Origin of the sequence: Exiguobacterium sp. s129, from assembly GCF_018617585.1 — a bacterium.
Lineage (GTDB): Bacteria > Bacillota > Bacilli > Exiguobacteriales > Exiguobacteriaceae > Exiguobacterium > Exiguobacterium aestuarii_A.
The window spans coordinates 1-14233 of the sequence record NZ_JACSKL010000007.1 but is presented as its reverse complement, the minus strand read 5'-3'; the positions used below and the strand labels follow the sequence as shown (position 1 = coordinate 14233).

Genomic DNA, 14233 nt, shown 5'->3' with positions numbered 1-14233 from the left:
TAGTAGGGTGGAGAATACCACAAAAAAGAAGCCGAATGTCGGCTTCTTCATCAATCAAATATCACAGTTGTCGTCGGTGCACGTCGCACCGTTCGAAAGGACTTGGATTGTCGGGTTGTTCTCAGACCAGACTTTTTCGAGCACTTGCGTGAACGCTTCCGTCGGTTGAGCACCAGACACTCCGTATTTGTTGTCGAATACGAAGAACGGGACACCTGTGATGCCAAGGTCGCTTGCGCGCTTCTCTTCGGCACGAACGTCTTCTGTATACACGTCAGTCGTCAAGACGTCACGGACAGCGTCATGGTCGAGACCGACGCTTGTTGCGATTTCAAGCAGGACATCGTGGTTCCCGATATGTTTGGCATCGACAAAGTAAGCTTGAAGCAACGCTTCCGACAATTCTTTTTCTTTCCCGACCGTCTTCGCATAATGCGTCAAACGATGCGAGTCGAGCGTACCCGTGACGACCATGTTCTCAAAGTCGTAATCGAGTCCGACTTCGCGGGCTTGTGCCGCGACTTGTGCCGTCGTCCCTTTTGCCTGCTCGATCGGCATACGATATTTCGTTGCGAGTGCCTCATAAATGGTACGTGAATCATTCGTCGGCGCGTTCGGGTCGAGCTCGAAACTCTTGAATTCGACTTCCACTTGGTCCGCCTGTGGGAACTGTTCGAGCGCCTCTTCTAAACGACGCTTCCCGATATAACAAAACGGGCAGACATAATCTGACCATACTTCAATTTTCATCATGAATCCCTCCTGTCCCTAGTGTAGGAAATCTTGAATTCAAAGTACAGGAAACGGCTCACAAAAAAAGTCCCCCGATAGAGGACTTAAAAGACGTACCAGAAGACACAGACGAAGTGGGCAAAGCTTCCGAACAAGATGAACAAATGGAACACCTCATGGAATCCCCATCCCCGCCAGTTGACGAATTTTGGCTTGAACCCGTAGATGAGCCCACCAATCGTATACATGACGCCCCCAAGGACTAGCCAGAAGATGCCGGCGTTGCCGATCACGTCATGGAGCGGTCCGATAAAGAAGACGGACAGCCAGCCCATCCCGATGTAGAGCGCGGTCGATAAGAAACGCGGGGCATGGAACCAGACGAGTTTGAAGACAATGCCGAACAAGGCGAGTGCGTGCACCGTGCCGAAGAGGACCCAGCGTGTCGGTCCTTCGAGTGCGAGTAGCGTAAGCGGTGCATATGTACCCGCAATCAATGCGTAGATCATCGCATGGTCGATTCTCCGGAAGAAGGCGATGACGTTCGGTGAGGCGATGATGCTATGGTAAAGACCTGACGATAAGTAAAGAAAGACGAGGCTGATCCCGAATAGAATCGCGGCCATAATCGCAAGCGGCGAGCCAAGTAATGAAGCTTTGACGACCATCGCAATCAGCGCAATGAAAGCGAGTACCGCACCAGCGAGATGCGTTAGCGCGTTGATTGGTTCACGGAAAATCGAATTCATGTAAAACACTCCTTATCACATCATGTAGTATCGATAACTACATGATATACTGAAGAGGAGCAAACAGCAAGGTGTACCTTTCGACAAATGAGAGTTTTCTTTATACTTGAAGGTGAGGTGAGACGGATGAAAGCGAAGAATATTACTGAAACGGAAGGAACGCTCCCGAGAGACGTATTGCCGACTGTCGATTTATACATGGATCAGGTCATCCAATTGTTCGAGCAACATTATGGGAAGATGAAGCGGGACGAGAATGAGACGATTTTGACGAAGACGATGATCAACAACTACGCCAAGGGCAAGTTGTTCCATCCTGTCAAAAATAAAAAGTATACGAACGAACATCTGATGTTACTCAGTTTGATTTATGAGATGAAAGGTCTCCTGTCGATCAATGACATCAAAGAGACGCTCCGACCGTTGAACGAGTCGGACGAGACGTTCTCACTCGAGGACTTTTATGAAGCGTATCAGGCGCAAAAAGTGAAGAATTTAGAAGCGTTTGAAACCCAGGCGGACACACTATTAAATGCATCGATCGAAAAAGAGAGCGGTGTGCAGCGAACGCTCGCCATTGCGTCTGCCGTGCATATGAGCCACTTGTATCAACGATTGGCCGAACAGTTGATTGATGAGAAATAAAACAACTCCTCCGAGGGCGAATGCCCCACGGAGGAGTTGTTTTTTAGTTATTGATGTACTTCTCGTATACCGCTCCGAAGTCTTTACGGTTCCATTCATGATAGTGACGTTGTAGCCAATCGAACGATTGCTCGTTCAATTCCTTGAACGTGTTCGGTACGTTCATGTCGCCTTCGCGGAGCCCGCTCAAAATCGATACCGAGTGCGTGAGCGACGTGTTCGCATACTCCATCATACGACGACCTTCCCGTTGAATCTCTTCGATCGCGAGAAGTGCCTTATACAGATCTTTCACATGTTCGATTTGCTTTTTGTTGATGTCGATCGAGTACGCTTTGTCGCCGATTGAGAATTTGACTTCGACATCGAGGTCGACCGTACCCGCCGTCTCAAACATGACGTGCTTGATCGGATAATGTGAATACGGATAACGATAGAGGACGCGCTTTGAACTGATGGCGCTCGTTCCATCGAGGTGAATCATCGACAAGTTGGTGAAACAATACTCATCTGATTTTGACTTGATCAAGAAATAAATCTTTTCATTGTCTTCGTGAAGGACGTAATCATCCGCATCCGCCTTATCGAAGTCGGACGGGTCAATCACCTCACCGATGTCGCTGAAGCCAGTCAAATCAGAAGCCAGTTTTTTGAACATGTCATTCACTCCTCAATAATGGATTTTATGCATCTCTTTCGGGTCGGAGCCTGTCCGCTCATCACGGTTGAGCGTATCGATGGCCGCCATCTCTTCTTTCGTCAACGTAAAGTCGAATACCTGTATATTCTCTTTGATTCGACTTGGTGTCACCGATTTCGGGATGACGGCGACCCCGTTTTGTAAGTGCCAGCGCAAGATGACTTGAGCCGGTGATTTGCCGTGACGGTTCGCAATCTCGACAATCGTGTCATCTTCGAGCGCTTCGCGTCCTTTCATGAGTGGACTCCACGCCTGAATTTGAATGTCATATCGTTTGCAGAAAGCAATCAATTCCTTTTGAGACAAATATGGATGGATCTCGACCTGGTTCACGGCCGGGACGATCGAGCACGACTGAATGATTTGTTCTAAGTGCTCGACTTCAAAGTTCGAGACGCCAATTGCACGGACACGTCCTTCTTCATATAACTGTTCGAGTGCCTTATACGTTTCGACGAACTTCCCGAAACGAGGCATCGGCCAGTGGATGAGGAATAAATCGACATACTCAAGACCGAGTCGGTCGAGACTATCTTGAAACGCTTGGAGCGCCTCATCGAACCCGTGGAACTCATTCCAAAGCTTCGTCGTCACAAACACATCCTCCCGAGGAATGCCTGCTTCACGAAGCGCTTGCCCGACACTTTCTTCGTTTTGATAAATCGCGGCCGTATCAATCAAACGATAATCCGCTTCAAGCGCAGCTTTGACCGTATCGACCGTCACTGCGCCGTCTTCGACCTTATACACACCGAGCCCGAGCATCGGCATCTTGACGTCATTATTCAACGTCGTCCATTCCATAACAAATCCCTCCCTCTCGTCTTTAACGTTACCGAAAATTTGGATGAAGGGAAAGGAAAAACTACAGGCGGATGCTTTCCCCATGTGACTTGATCACAATTTGGTCACGGTCCAGTTTTGCGGCCGCGACGAGACGGTGATACGGCTCCTCGACCGGCTCATAAGAGAGGACGAACGTGTCCCAATGCATCGGGAAGAAGCGCTTCGCCCCGCTCTCTTTGTACATCATCCAAGCCTGTTCGGGGGTACAGTGCGCCTCTTGGAACGAGTCCGGTTGATAAGCGCCGATTGGGAAGAACGCGAGGTCAATCGGTTCACGGTCGGCGAGCCCTTTGAAGGAGTCGGTGTATGCCGTGTCTCCCGCAAACAGCATTCGGATCCCTTTGTATTTTAATAGATAGCCGTTATAGCCCATATGTTTGTCCCATGGGAAACGGTTGCCCCAATGTTTGACAGGGATGGCCCGGACATCGAGCCCGTTCGCCAAGGTCACTTTGTCATGCGGATGCAGCTCGAGCGTCTGCAGACTCGGGTATCGACGGAGCAGGCGACTCGTCCCTGGAGCGGAGACGACAATCGTCTCGCGGGTGATGAGTCGTTTTAAACTTTTATGGTCAAAGTGATCCATATGGGCGTGACTGAGCAAGATGACGTCAACCGGTCCGACATCCTCGATGGAGAGGGCGGGGGCCGTGTGACGTTTCATGCCGATTGTCAGTGGTCCTAAATGGACACCGATTCGTTTGGAGAAGACGGGGTCCGTCAAAATTTTGAGTCCATACCAATGGATGAGGACGGTCGAATGCCCAATCCACGTCGCTTGCACATGCGTCTCATCGATGGTTGTCAGTTCTGGACGTTCTGGCCATTTAAAACGTGGGCGGGGGAGCCGTCGTTTGAATCGTGTATAAAGAAACTTTCCGACGCTCGCCAAGACGGCACTCGGAACGAGGATGCGTCGACGCATCATGCATCACCTCACTGTTCGAATATACTGTCATCATAACGCGAGGAAGAGTGCATCGCATCCGCCTAAAGGAGTAGAAAAAATGGGAGATTGTGGGGTGCGCTCTTGCGAATCCGCTTTCAATTTGATAAGGTGGCAGTAACTTAGGAAAGAGAGGTACACCGTGCCATGAAAAAAACACGTTCACTCCAACGATGAGACGAATCATCACTGTTCGCTTGAACAGTCACGGGTGAAGTGTGTCCATTTTTCAAGTGCGGGAAGTGCTCTTTTTCCTCTTTGAACGGATTCCTTCACACCACCGCCTTTTGAGCGGATGGTGTTTTTTGTTTCATCGCGTATCGGAAAAATGAGCGAGGTGAAACAGATGTTAGCTATGAAACAAGTCCGGTTCGATTACGACCGGAAACCATTATTTGAAGCGGTCTCGTTTGAGGTCGCAGCCGGAGAACGCGCTGTGTTATTCGGGCTGAACGGAAGTGGGAAGACGACACTCTTCCGACTCGTGACAGGGGAATTGACGCCACAAGCCGGGGCGATCGAATGTCAAGGTGAAGTCGGGCTCGTCCGTCAGACAATCGAATCCGAAGATATGTCACTACTCGAGTGGGTGATGCGGAGCGATCCTGAACGGTACGCCCTTTATGAAGAGGTGTCGTCTGGCGATGAGATGCGAGTCATGCGTTCCTATGAACGAGCGCTCGCACTCGATGTGTATAACTTAGAGCAAGAGGCGACGCAAGCGTTGACCCGACTCGGGTTGGACGGTCAACTCGACCAAAACATCAACAATTTGAGCGGGGGAGAGAAGACACGGGCACAACTCTCGACGTTGACGATGAAGCAGGTCGACGTCGTCCTACTCGACGAGCCGACGAACCATCTGGATGTCGAGTCGATTGACTGGCTCACGAAATGGCTGAACCGATTCGATGGGACGGTGCTGATTATCTCCCACGACCGTCAACTGATGGATGATGTTGCGACAATCATCCTCGAACTGTCGGATGGGGAAGTCACCAGATACCCAGGGAACTATACGGCGTATCGACGTCAAAAAGAGGACGAACGCCTGCGTGATGAGCGAGCTCATGCCCGCTACGTGAGCCGAAAAGCAGAGCTGCTCGATATGATTGCCCAGTACAAAGGCTGGCACTTGAAGGCGAAAGCGACGGCCAGTGTCCGCAGTCCGGGGGCTCAAAAAGGAGCGGCCAATCTCGCCGTCAAGATGAAGGCGAGGGAACAGAAGCTCAAACAGCTCGAAGACAATCGTCCACGTAAGCCGAAAGAGGAGAAGACCATCTCCGTCCAATTTGCGGCCGATGAGCTCGAAGCGAAGACGTGGTTGACGTGTGAAGAGGTGACGTTTGGATACGACAAGCCATTCTATGAACGGATTTCCTTCTCGATTCAAAAAGGTGAACGCCTCTCCATCATCGGACCGAATGGAAGCGGAAAGACGACGTTATTGAATGTGCTGATTGGTGAACGAGCACCGCTTTCAGGTGTGATCAAGCGGCATCCTCGTCTGAAGATTGGGTATTTCTCGCAAACGCTCGAACGTTTACCGAAGACGGGGACACTGCTCGATGCGTTACTCGCCCAGAGTGACATCGGGGAGACAGAGGCTCGGACACTGCTCGCTCACTTTTTGTTCCGTCGGGATGAGGTGCATCGACCGATCAATGAGGCGAGTATGGGCGAGAAGTGTCGGATTGCCTTCCTGATTCTCTATTTCTCCGATGCGCATCTGTTGGCGCTCGACGAACCGACGAACTATTTAGATGTGGCGACACGGGAACAAATCGAGACGGCGTTGTCCGTGTACCCGGGTGGATTGCTTCTCATTACGCATGACCGTTATTTCCATCGCTTGACCTCGCGGACGATCGAGCTCGGTGAAACGATTCGTATTCGTGAGAATATGGAGAACGATGAACCGGTCGATGTTGAGCAGATGATGCAAACGATGGACGAATTGACAAAACACGACTTGAAATTTTTTGACGAGGCAGGAAACCTCCTACCATTTGACGAAACGAGTGGAATGAATCGAATCGAGTAGGAGTGAAGAACATGAATGGAGGAAGATTGTCGCGCGCGACGACACGAAAGCGTAAACGAGTGTTCCGGGTGACGACGGCGGTAGCCTTGGTCCTCGCTTTAGTCGGGATCATCGCGTTCGCGGCACTGATCGACAAAAAAGAAGAGTCTGCTTTACCGAAATCAGATGAGATTGCGACCGAGATGGTCGATTCCGAGTCGGAACAACCGACCGATACCGAAACCGAGTCTGCAGATACAATCTATATCGGGCAACCGTATACGAAAGTCTATGCAGATGACCGTGTCGCAGTCGTCTATGAAGCCGACCTCGGTGATCGTTTCGAACGTTTGGAGACGGTCAGTGGCTTCGTGAAAGTACAGTTGAATGAGCGTATGACGGGGTGGGTCACGGAAGAAAGTGTGACGACGGAAGCACCGGCCTTGTCGGACGATGACGTGATTGCCGCATGGCAACAAGTCGTCCCGAGCGCTTCGGAGACCGTCCTTGATTGGATCGGCAAAGATGTGGCGACCGTGCGCGCCGAACTCGGTAGCCCGACTGCCGTTCAGCGTGACCAAGTGAACGAATATCATTTCTATGATGGATTCTTCTTGATGGTACGGGACCAAAAAGTGCGTGCCATCGATTGGGACCGTCAGGCAGTCGTGACGCCTGATGTGACACCGACGAACGAACAAGCAACTGGGATTTGGTACGAAGGGGAGACGGTTCAGTTGAAGTTGTTCCCATACAGCGGTGTGATGCGCGTGCGTCTCGAGCACAAGTGAGACAAGACGGGAGAGAAATCTCCCGTTTTTTTATGATGTTTCATTCAAATGGACGTTTGAATGTTTAAGGAAAATGGAATAAGATAAGAAGTAGAAGGAGGCGTCAGTTATGGGACATCATCATGATCACGACCATCACCATCATCATTCCACGAATCAGCGTGCGCTGTTCCTCGCTTTTCTGTTGATTGCGATGTTCATGGTCGTCGAGGTCATCGGCGGACTATGGACGAACAGTTTGGCACTCTTATCCGATGCGGGTCATATGCTCGGAGATGCAGCGGCTTTAGGACTCAGTTTCCTAGCCGTTCGATTCGGGGCGAAGGCGGCGACACCGAACCGGACGTTTGGATATCGACGCTTTGAAATTTTAGCGGCATTCATTAACGGGCTGACCTTACTCGTCATCTCGATTTATATCTTATTCGAGGCATATCAGCGATTGAGTGCTCCACCAGAAATTTTGAGTGGGGGAATGCTCGTGGTCGCCATTATTGGACTACTCGTCAATATCCTCGCCGCTTGGATTTTGATGCGCGGAGAGAAAGATAATTTGAACGTGAAGAGTGCGTTGCTTCACGTGTTCGGAGACTTACTCGGATCGGTCGGTGCCATCACGGCAGCACTCTTGATTATGTTGTTCGGATGGACGTGGGCGGACCCGGTCGCGAGTGCGTTTGTCGCCATTCTCATCTTGATTAGCGGTTATCGCGTGACGCGCGATGCGATTCACATCCTGATGGAAGGGTCACCGGAACAAATCGATGTCCGAGCGATGCAAGCAGAAATTGCCACAGTCGAAGGGGTGAAAGAAGTACACGACCTGCATGTCTGGTCAATCTCATCGAGTGAGCATGCGGCGACGTGCCATGTGTTGATCGGAGAAGACACGGACGACCAGGCCGTGTTACGTCAAGTGACGGAACGGATTCGTAAATATGGGACGTTCGAGCGCTCAACGGTGCAAGTCGAACGTGAACGACAATGTTGCGAGGAACGAATCATTTGGTAAGCAAAACGGACACTCATTTGAGCGTCCGTTATTTGCCGTGCACGTCAATTACCACAATCTCTGGTGGGTTGTAGATGCGAGGCACGTTAAAGCTATAATTGAATCCCCGTCCGATCACGTGGGTGAACGTTTCGTGTTCATAAAGACCGCCCGCGTATTTCGGGAAAAATCCTTGGTCAGGGGCGAATAAACCGTTCAATAAATATGGGATCCTCACTTGTCCGCCGTGGGCATGACCGGACAAGACGAGGTCGAACGGTAAGTCGGCATACGTGTCGACCATTTCGGCTCGATGGGAGAGGAGCAGGTTGAACGTGTTGGTTGAATCAAAATCTTGCATTGCTGTCGTGACGTCCGTTTCCCAACTTCCGTAAATATTTTCGGCATACGTTCGTAACGGATCTTCTAATCCACCGATGACGAGTTCGATTCCATTGACGGTGATCGGTTCCCATTCGTTTTCAAGAACGGTCACGCCAAGAGAACGGAATACATTTTTGGCATCATGACGAATGTAGTCGTCAGAGTCATCGATTTCGTGGTTGCCGGTCACGAAATACATCGGCGCAATCCCGGCGAGTCCTTCGACGAGTTCGAAAGCAGGTTCGGGGGAACGATAGCGATCAATCAGGTCACCAGGCATGACGATCAGGTCCGGTTTTTGCGCACGGACTTGATCGATTAAAATCGATTGTTTATAGCCGTACGAGGCGCTATGTAAATCAGAAAGGAGCACGATGCGAAGCGATTCGTCAGCAGACAGCTTTTCAGATATCACCTCATACGTTTGGACGGTCAGCCCATTATACGTCGCCGTGAACAGCAAGAAACCGAGTACGATTAACACAAAAGTTGATTTACGTTTTTTCATCAGTGCTCCCTCCTTTCTTAATCGTGTCTCTATCTTACTCCGATAGACAGGGTTAAGCAAAAAAATCCCGCTCCTGAAGAGCGGGATGGATGATTATGCTGCTTTGGCTGTCAATTTCACATCGACATTGCCGCGCGTCGCTTTTGAATAAGGGCACACTTGGTGTGCTTCTTCAACAAGGCGTTCTGCTGTCGCTTGGTCGACACCTTTGATTTCGACTTCAAGCTCGACTGAAATGAAGAACCCTTCATCGTTTTGGTTCAATGTGACATGACCTGTGACGCTCGATCCGTCTGTCTTCACACGTTCTTTCCCGATGATGAGGTTGAGAGCACTACCGAAGCAAGCCGCATATCCCGCTGCGAAAAGTTGTTCTGGGTTTGTCGCACCGTCGACGTGTTTCGCGCCTGGCATTGAGACGTCCATGTCAATGACGCCGTCTGTCGATTTCACATGACCTTCGCGGCCACCGATTGCAGTTGCTGATGCTGTGAATAGTGATTTCATGATTCAATTCCTCCATTTCATTTTAAACAATTAAGTTGTGCACAATTTAAATTATAGAGCAGTCAAAAAGTTTCGCAAGTGATATGCTTGGCTAAAGAAGAGTACGGAGGATTACGTATGGAACAAACTTTAAAACTCGAACACCAAATATGTTTTCAATTGTATACCGCTTCAAAAGAGCTTACCCGTTTATATCGCCCAATTTTAGAACCGCTAAACCTGACATATAGTCAGTATCTGGTCATGCTCGTCTTATGGGAAGAGGATGGCATCGATTTGCGTCAGCTCGGAATGAGGCTGACACTCGACTCGGGCACGTTGTCCCCCCTCGTGAAACGATTGATTCAAATCGGATATGTCGAAAAGAGTCGTGCGACAGACGATGAGCGAAAAGTCGTCGTCCGTTTGACCGATCGTGGCAGCGCGTTGCGTGAGCAGGCAGCAGATGTGCCGTTACAAGTCAATGGTATGCTAAATATAGACGAAGCGACATATGTCGCATACATGGGGATGCTCACCGATATCAAGGAGAGACTTCACGATTTCGGGGAGCGTCAGCGCGAGCAGTAAGGAAGGAGGAGCCATGTTTCGAAAATTGATCATCCTCTTAATGGGGATTGGATTGTATATGGCTTGGCAATATGAAATGCCGAACGTCTCTGCCCCGACGAGCATTCAGGTCGAGTCTGAGGTGGCGACGGAACGTGCGACGGATGCACCGAAGTTTACGAGCCAATATGCCGGGCATGATTGGTACCTGGTCGAACGTGGCGGAGATCGTGGCCTTGAACTCATTGACGAGGACGGCGCCAAAAAAGGGTTTTATCAGTTCGAGACAGGAAGCACGTATCGCGGTCTCGTGCTTGATGAGACGACACGTGACCAAGTCGAGGAAATCGGCTTTGAGAAAGTGACGTCCTACAACAAAGGATTGAATCGCTACCTGATCCCGGACGATCCATCCTTTTCGGTGTTTGCGATTGATGGGCAATATGTCACGCTTTTCTTCGACCAACATGACGATGACCGCTTGAAAGGGGTCTTGTCGGTTGACCGCCGAGTGGAAGAGGCGAGTGATGGGTACTACGGTGATATTTCTGCGGAAGGGACCGTCGCGAACGAACAGTTGATGCGAATCCTGATGAACTGGGACCGTGAAAAATATGACTTGAGTGCGCTCGCTGATTATGAGCCACTCTATCCGGTCGTTCGGGCGCACAGTCAGAACATGGTGGAGAACGACTTCTTCAGTCATACGGACCCGGAAGGCCGCGACCCGTTCGACCGAATGGATGAAGCGGGACTGTCATACTCGATGGCCGGAGAGAATTTGGCGATGGGACAGATGAGCGTGTTCCATGCGCATTGGGGGCTGATGAATTCGAAGGGGCACCGTGAGAACATCATGCAACCACGATTCAGTCATGCTGCCGTCGGACTCGCCTACAACGATGAGAACAGTCCGTTCTATACGATCAACTTCATTACCCCTAGATAAAAGGATGACTCCACCTCGGAGCCATCCTTTTTGTGTTAGATGAGTTTTTTGACCGCATCCTCAATCTCGGCCGGTGTCGTCTGTGGCGAGAAGCGTTCGACGACGTTTCCATCACGGTCGACTAAGAACTTTGTGAAGTTCCATTTGATCGCCTTCGATCCGAGCAGCCCAGGTGCCTCTTTTGAGAGATACGTGAAGAGTGGATGCGCGTCTTTTCCGTTCACATCGACTTTCGCAAACATCGGGAACGATACGCCATAGTTCAGTTGGCAAAACTCTTGGATCTCTTCGTTTGAGCCCGGATCTTGATGTCCGAACTGGTTGCAAGGGAAACCTAAAATCTGAAGACCTTGCCCCTTGTACGAGTTGTATAGCGACTCGAGACCTTCGAGCTGTGGCGTGAATCCACACTTACTCGCTGTATTGACGATGAGTAAGACGTCTCCCTTATATGTAGCTAACGGTTGTAACTGACCTTTCATGTCCAATGCTTCAAAATCATAAATCATATTGAATCCCCCTTTTTTCTGTAGTATACCAAGAGAAATCCGCTATCTCGACTTTGAACGCGTTACGTGCAATCAAATTGTTATAAAATCATGATGTCGCTGTTACATATTTCGTGAAGTACAATCCGTATAATGAAACTCGTTGTAGAAAGGAACGGTGTTATGCGACTTTTAAAAAATGAATTTATATGGATCGCGCTCATTTTGATTGGATTATTCTTCTCGAGTGCAACACCTTACTCAGATCAGTCGATCGTTTCGCCACTCGAGCGATTCGATTGGAGCTGGATTGAGCCGACGTTAGCGAACGTCGAGTTTGACTATGCAGGAAAAGAAGTGTCACTCGACACGTTAGGGACAGTCGGTCTCATCGAGTTCTTGATGCGGAAAACGGCACATTTCGTCACCTTTTTCGCTCTTGGCGCCTTGTTCGTCAAGGCGATTTCGAGAACGAGCCTTCATGCCGGGCTGAATCTATTGTTCGCTTGGACGCTCGCCAATACGGTCGCCATCTTTGATGAGTATCATCAGAGTTTGACACCGGAGCGGACGCCGTTACTGCAAGATGTCCTATTGGACAGCAGTGGGGCAATTGCTGGAGTCGTGCTCATCGGTGGCTTCTTATTACTTCGTTTAAAACGAAAACGAGGGAAACGAGCCGGATATGTGGCATTAAGGTAGTCAAAAAATGATATAGGTTGTTATGTGAAAAGCGCTTTCTCAAAGTGCTTTTCTTATTTTAAAAACTATTTTGTGACAACAAACCAAATAAAATATTGTCTATACCCACGTTTTTTAAGGGATAAAACCTAAATTAGGTCAATGTCATACGAATGAAATATAAGTGTAAAATAACTTTTGGTTTAGATTGCTATAATGAGTCACAGAGCGAATGAAATATCGCAACTTATCTTATAGAAAATACTTGAACGATTATAGATAAAAAATACACAGGAATCAGCGGAGGGAAGCACATTGGGTAACTTGAAGAAATTTGCAGCCACAGTCACTCTAGGCGCACTCTTGATCGGCGGAACGTCACCGACTTATGCAGCCTCACTTACAGAGAAGCAGAAGAAAGTACAAGAACAACGACAAAAGAATAGCAGCGAGCAGTCGAAAGCAAACTCTTCGATTCAATCACGTGAGCAAGCCATCAGCAAAGAGCAACAAGAAATCAACAAGTTAGATGCTCAACTCCAAGACGTCATCAACGATGTCGCTCAGAAAAAAGCTGAGATCCGTGCAACTGAAGAAAAAATTCAAAAGCTTCAAGAGCAAATCAAAAAATACGAAGCAAAAATGAAAGCACAAGAAGAACTCATGAAAGACCGTATGGCGACGATGCAAAAGAACGGTGGTTCATCAGTCAACTGGGCTGAGTTCATCTTCGGTTCAAAAAACTTTAGTGACTTGATCACACGTATGATTACAGCTGGTACGATTCAAGAGAACGACCAACAGATCTTCGAAGAATATGAAGCAACGAAAGAGAAACTTGCAAAAGCACAAGCTGAATTAAAAGCAGAGCGCGATTCACTCGTGAAGCAAAAAGAAGAACTTGAAAAACGCCAAAAAGAGCTCGATCAAAAAATGAAAGAGCGTGCAGCGAAAATCAAGAAACTCGAAGCTGAAAAAGTGAAATTCGAATCAAAACTCATGAGCCTACAAGAGATGGAAGATACGCTCAAAGCTCAAGAGAAAGCGATTCAAGCAGAAATCGAAGCACAACGTCGTGCTGAAGAAGAAGCACGTCGCGCAGCGGCAGAAGCAACAGCTGCTAAGAAGCAACAAAGTGCAAACTCAAGCAACAGTGGTTCTAGCGCATCAACATCAACACCTGTAGCCTCTGCACCAGCGAGCGGCGGGATGTTCCAACGTCCGGCAAGCGGTCGCCTCACACAAGGATGGGGACCAGCGAGCGGCGTAAACGGCTACACATTCCACAACGGCCTTGATATCGCTGCAGGAGTTGGTACGCCAATCTATGCGGCAGCTACTGGTACAGTCACACGAGCTGGATGGGGTGGCGCATACGGAAACCACGTCATGATCACACACGTCATCAACGGACAAGTGTGGACGACAGTATACGCACACATGAGCTCGGTCTCAGTTAAAGCAGGTCAACGCGTGTCACAAGGTCAAAACCTTGGCGGCATGGGTAGCACAGGGAACTCGACAGGTTCACACCTTCATTTCGAGATTCACCGTGGCGGTTACTCATGGTCATCATCAAGCGCTGGCGGCACAGTCAACCCAGCATCATTCTTCTAATCAACACAAAGATAGTGATCGACGAACGCGTCGATCACTCAGGCTGTTGACGAACCAAATCGCCACGTGCGATTTGGTTCGTCTTTTTTTATGTCCAACGAGCTCGAGGCGCTCTGCCCGACAAAAA

At 49.3% G+C, this 14233-nt stretch carries 16 protein-coding genes; 8 read left to right on the top strand and 8 right to left on the bottom strand.

All coding sequences use genetic code 11. The features are described 5' to 3' along the window. Positions 1-54: 54 nt before the first annotated feature. Positions 55-750, bottom strand: a complete 696-nt coding sequence (locus KNO92_RS09310; protein WP_214697332.1) for a DsbA family oxidoreductase — start codon at positions 748-750, stop codon at positions 55-57. A gap of 86 nt (positions 751-836) precedes the next feature. Further along, on the bottom strand, positions 837-1481 hold the full coding sequence (gene trhA / locus KNO92_RS09305) for a PAQR family membrane homeostasis protein TrhA (RefSeq protein WP_074032708.1): 645 nt from the start codon (positions 1479-1481) through the stop codon (positions 837-839). Positions 1482-1607: 126 nt separating this feature from the next. On the opposite strand from trhA, the gene KNO92_RS09300 reads away from it, so the two are divergent. Further along, entirely contained in the window at positions 1608-2126 is a 519-nt protein-coding gene (locus tag KNO92_RS09300; protein ID WP_214761019.1) for a DUF1836 domain-containing protein, read from the top strand. Positions 2127-2169: 43 nt separating this feature from the next. Here the strand turns inward: KNO92_RS09300 and KNO92_RS09295 are convergent, their stop codons facing one another. The 3 genes from KNO92_RS09295 to KNO92_RS09285 all read right to left on the bottom strand — a co-directional run bounded on the left by KNO92_RS09295 (position 2170) and on the right by KNO92_RS09285 (position 4597). Next, on the bottom strand, positions 2170-2784 hold the full coding sequence (locus KNO92_RS09295) for a PH domain-containing protein (protein WP_214747806.1): 615 nt from the start codon (positions 2782-2784) through the stop codon (positions 2170-2172). A 12-nt stretch (positions 2785-2796) separates the two neighbouring features. Beyond that, positions 2797-3630 (bottom strand): aldo/keto reductase, encoded by an 834-nt coding sequence (locus KNO92_RS09290; protein WP_214761017.1) that lies wholly within the window; start codon positions 3628-3630, stop codon positions 2797-2799. Positions 3631-3691: 61 nt separating this feature from the next. Further along, complete coding sequence (locus KNO92_RS09285) at positions 3692-4597, bottom strand: MBL fold metallo-hydrolase (RefSeq protein WP_251127095.1); 906 nt, start codon at positions 4595-4597, stop codon at positions 3692-3694. Between the two features lie 367 nt (positions 4598-4964). Here KNO92_RS09285 and abc-f point away from each other — a divergent pair, with 367 nt between their 5' ends. From abc-f to KNO92_RS09270, 3 genes are all read left to right on the top strand, one after another. Further along, positions 4965-6662, top strand: a complete 1698-nt coding sequence (gene abc-f / locus KNO92_RS09280) for a ribosomal protection-like ABC-F family protein (protein WP_214761013.1) — start codon at positions 4965-4967, stop codon at positions 6660-6662. A gap of 11 nt (positions 6663-6673) precedes the next feature. Next, positions 6674-7432 (top strand): hypothetical protein, encoded by a 759-nt coding sequence (locus KNO92_RS09275; protein ID WP_214761011.1) that lies wholly within the window; start codon positions 6674-6676, stop codon positions 7430-7432. Between the two features lie 109 nt (positions 7433-7541). Beyond that, positions 7542-8444 carry a cation diffusion facilitator family transporter gene (locus KNO92_RS09270; RefSeq protein WP_214761009.1) on the top strand — a complete coding sequence of 301 codons (903 nt, stop codon included), beginning with the start codon at positions 7542-7544 and terminating at the stop codon, positions 8442-8444. A gap of 28 nt (positions 8445-8472) precedes the next feature. Here KNO92_RS09270 and KNO92_RS09265 read toward each other — a convergent pair whose 3' ends face one another. Continuing rightward, positions 8473-9315 carry a metallophosphoesterase gene (locus tag KNO92_RS09265; RefSeq protein WP_214761007.1) on the bottom strand — a complete coding sequence of 281 codons (843 nt, stop codon included), beginning with the start codon at positions 9313-9315 and terminating at the stop codon, positions 8473-8475. A gap of 93 nt (positions 9316-9408) precedes the next feature. Next, positions 9409-9822 carry an organic hydroperoxide resistance protein gene (locus tag KNO92_RS09260; protein ID WP_074032719.1) on the bottom strand — a complete coding sequence of 138 codons (414 nt, stop codon included), beginning with the start codon at positions 9820-9822 and terminating at the stop codon, positions 9409-9411. Positions 9823-9939: 117 nt separating this feature from the next. Here KNO92_RS09260 and KNO92_RS09255 point away from each other — a divergent pair, with 117 nt between their 5' ends. Then, on the top strand, positions 9940-10392 hold the full coding sequence (locus KNO92_RS09255) for a MarR family winged helix-turn-helix transcriptional regulator (protein WP_214761004.1): 453 nt from the start codon (positions 9940-9942) through the stop codon (positions 10390-10392). A 13-nt stretch (positions 10393-10405) separates the two neighbouring features. Further along, positions 10406-11320 carry a CAP domain-containing protein gene (locus tag KNO92_RS09250; protein WP_214761001.1) on the top strand — a complete coding sequence of 305 codons (915 nt, stop codon included), beginning with the start codon at positions 10406-10408 and terminating at the stop codon, positions 11318-11320. Between the two features lie 35 nt (positions 11321-11355). Here the strand turns inward: KNO92_RS09250 and KNO92_RS09245 are convergent, their stop codons facing one another. Then, on the bottom strand, positions 11356-11829 hold the full coding sequence (locus tag KNO92_RS09245; protein WP_214695149.1) for a glutathione peroxidase: 474 nt from the start codon (positions 11827-11829) through the stop codon (positions 11356-11358). Positions 11830-11991: 162 nt separating this feature from the next. Here KNO92_RS09245 and KNO92_RS09240 point away from each other — a divergent pair, with 162 nt between their 5' ends. Continuing rightward, positions 11992-12510: a VanZ family protein gene (locus KNO92_RS09240; RefSeq protein WP_214760999.1), complete on the top strand. Its 519-nt coding sequence runs from the start codon at positions 11992-11994 to the stop codon at positions 12508-12510. Between the two features lie 294 nt (positions 12511-12804). Continuing rightward, positions 12805-14106 carry a murein hydrolase activator EnvC family protein gene (locus KNO92_RS09235; RefSeq protein WP_214760997.1) on the top strand — a complete coding sequence of 434 codons (1302 nt, stop codon included), beginning with the start codon at positions 12805-12807 and terminating at the stop codon, positions 14104-14106. Positions 14107-14233: the final 127 nt, after the last annotated feature.

Bases quoted from the DNA above. Each gene is read 5' to 3' on its own strand.
- KNO92_RS09255 (WP_214761004.1), top strand. From the start codon at position 9,940: ATGGAACAAACTTTAAAACTCGAACACCAAATATGTTTTCAATTGTAT.
- KNO92_RS09240 (WP_214760999.1), top strand. From the start codon at position 11,992: ATGCGACTTTTAAAAAATGAATTTATATGGATCGCGCTCATTTTGATT.
- KNO92_RS09300 (WP_214761019.1), top strand. From the start codon at position 1,608: ATGAAAGCGAAGAATATTACTGAAACGGAAGGAACGCTCCCGAGAGAC.
- KNO92_RS09275 (WP_214761011.1), top strand. From the start codon at position 6,674: ATGAATGGAGGAAGATTGTCGCGCGCGACGACACGAAAGCGTAAACGA.
- abc-f (WP_214761013.1), top strand. From the start codon at position 4,965: ATGTTAGCTATGAAACAAGTCCGGTTCGATTACGACCGGAAACCATTA.
- KNO92_RS09245 (WP_214695149.1), bottom strand. From the start codon at position 11,829: ATGATTTATGATTTTGAAGCATTGGACATGAAAGGTCAGTTACAACCG.
- KNO92_RS09295 (WP_214747806.1), bottom strand. From the start codon at position 2,784: ATGTTCAAAAAACTGGCTTCTGATTTGACTGGCTTCAGCGACATCGGT.
- KNO92_RS09290 (WP_214761017.1), bottom strand. From the start codon at position 3,630: ATGGAATGGACGACGTTGAATAATGACGTCAAGATGCCGATGCTCGGG.
- KNO92_RS09260 (WP_074032719.1), bottom strand. From the start codon at position 9,822: ATGAAATCACTATTCACAGCATCAGCAACTGCAATCGGTGGCCGCGAA.
- trhA (WP_074032708.1), bottom strand. From the start codon at position 1,481: ATGAATTCGATTTTCCGTGAACCAATCAACGCGCTAACGCATCTCGCT.
- KNO92_RS09285 (WP_251127095.1), bottom strand. From the start codon at position 4,597: ATGCGTCGACGCATCCTCGTTCCGAGTGCCGTCTTGGCGAGCGTCGGA.
- KNO92_RS09310 (WP_214697332.1), bottom strand. From the start codon at position 750: ATGAAAATTGAAGTATGGTCAGATTATGTCTGCCCGTTTTGTTATATC.
- KNO92_RS09265 (WP_214761007.1), bottom strand. From the start codon at position 9,315: ATGAAAAAACGTAAATCAACTTTTGTGTTAATCGTACTCGGTTTCTTG.
- KNO92_RS09250 (WP_214761001.1), top strand. From the start codon at position 10,406: ATGTTTCGAAAATTGATCATCCTCTTAATGGGGATTGGATTGTATATG.
- KNO92_RS09270 (WP_214761009.1), top strand. From the start codon at position 7,542: ATGGGACATCATCATGATCACGACCATCACCATCATCATTCCACGAAT.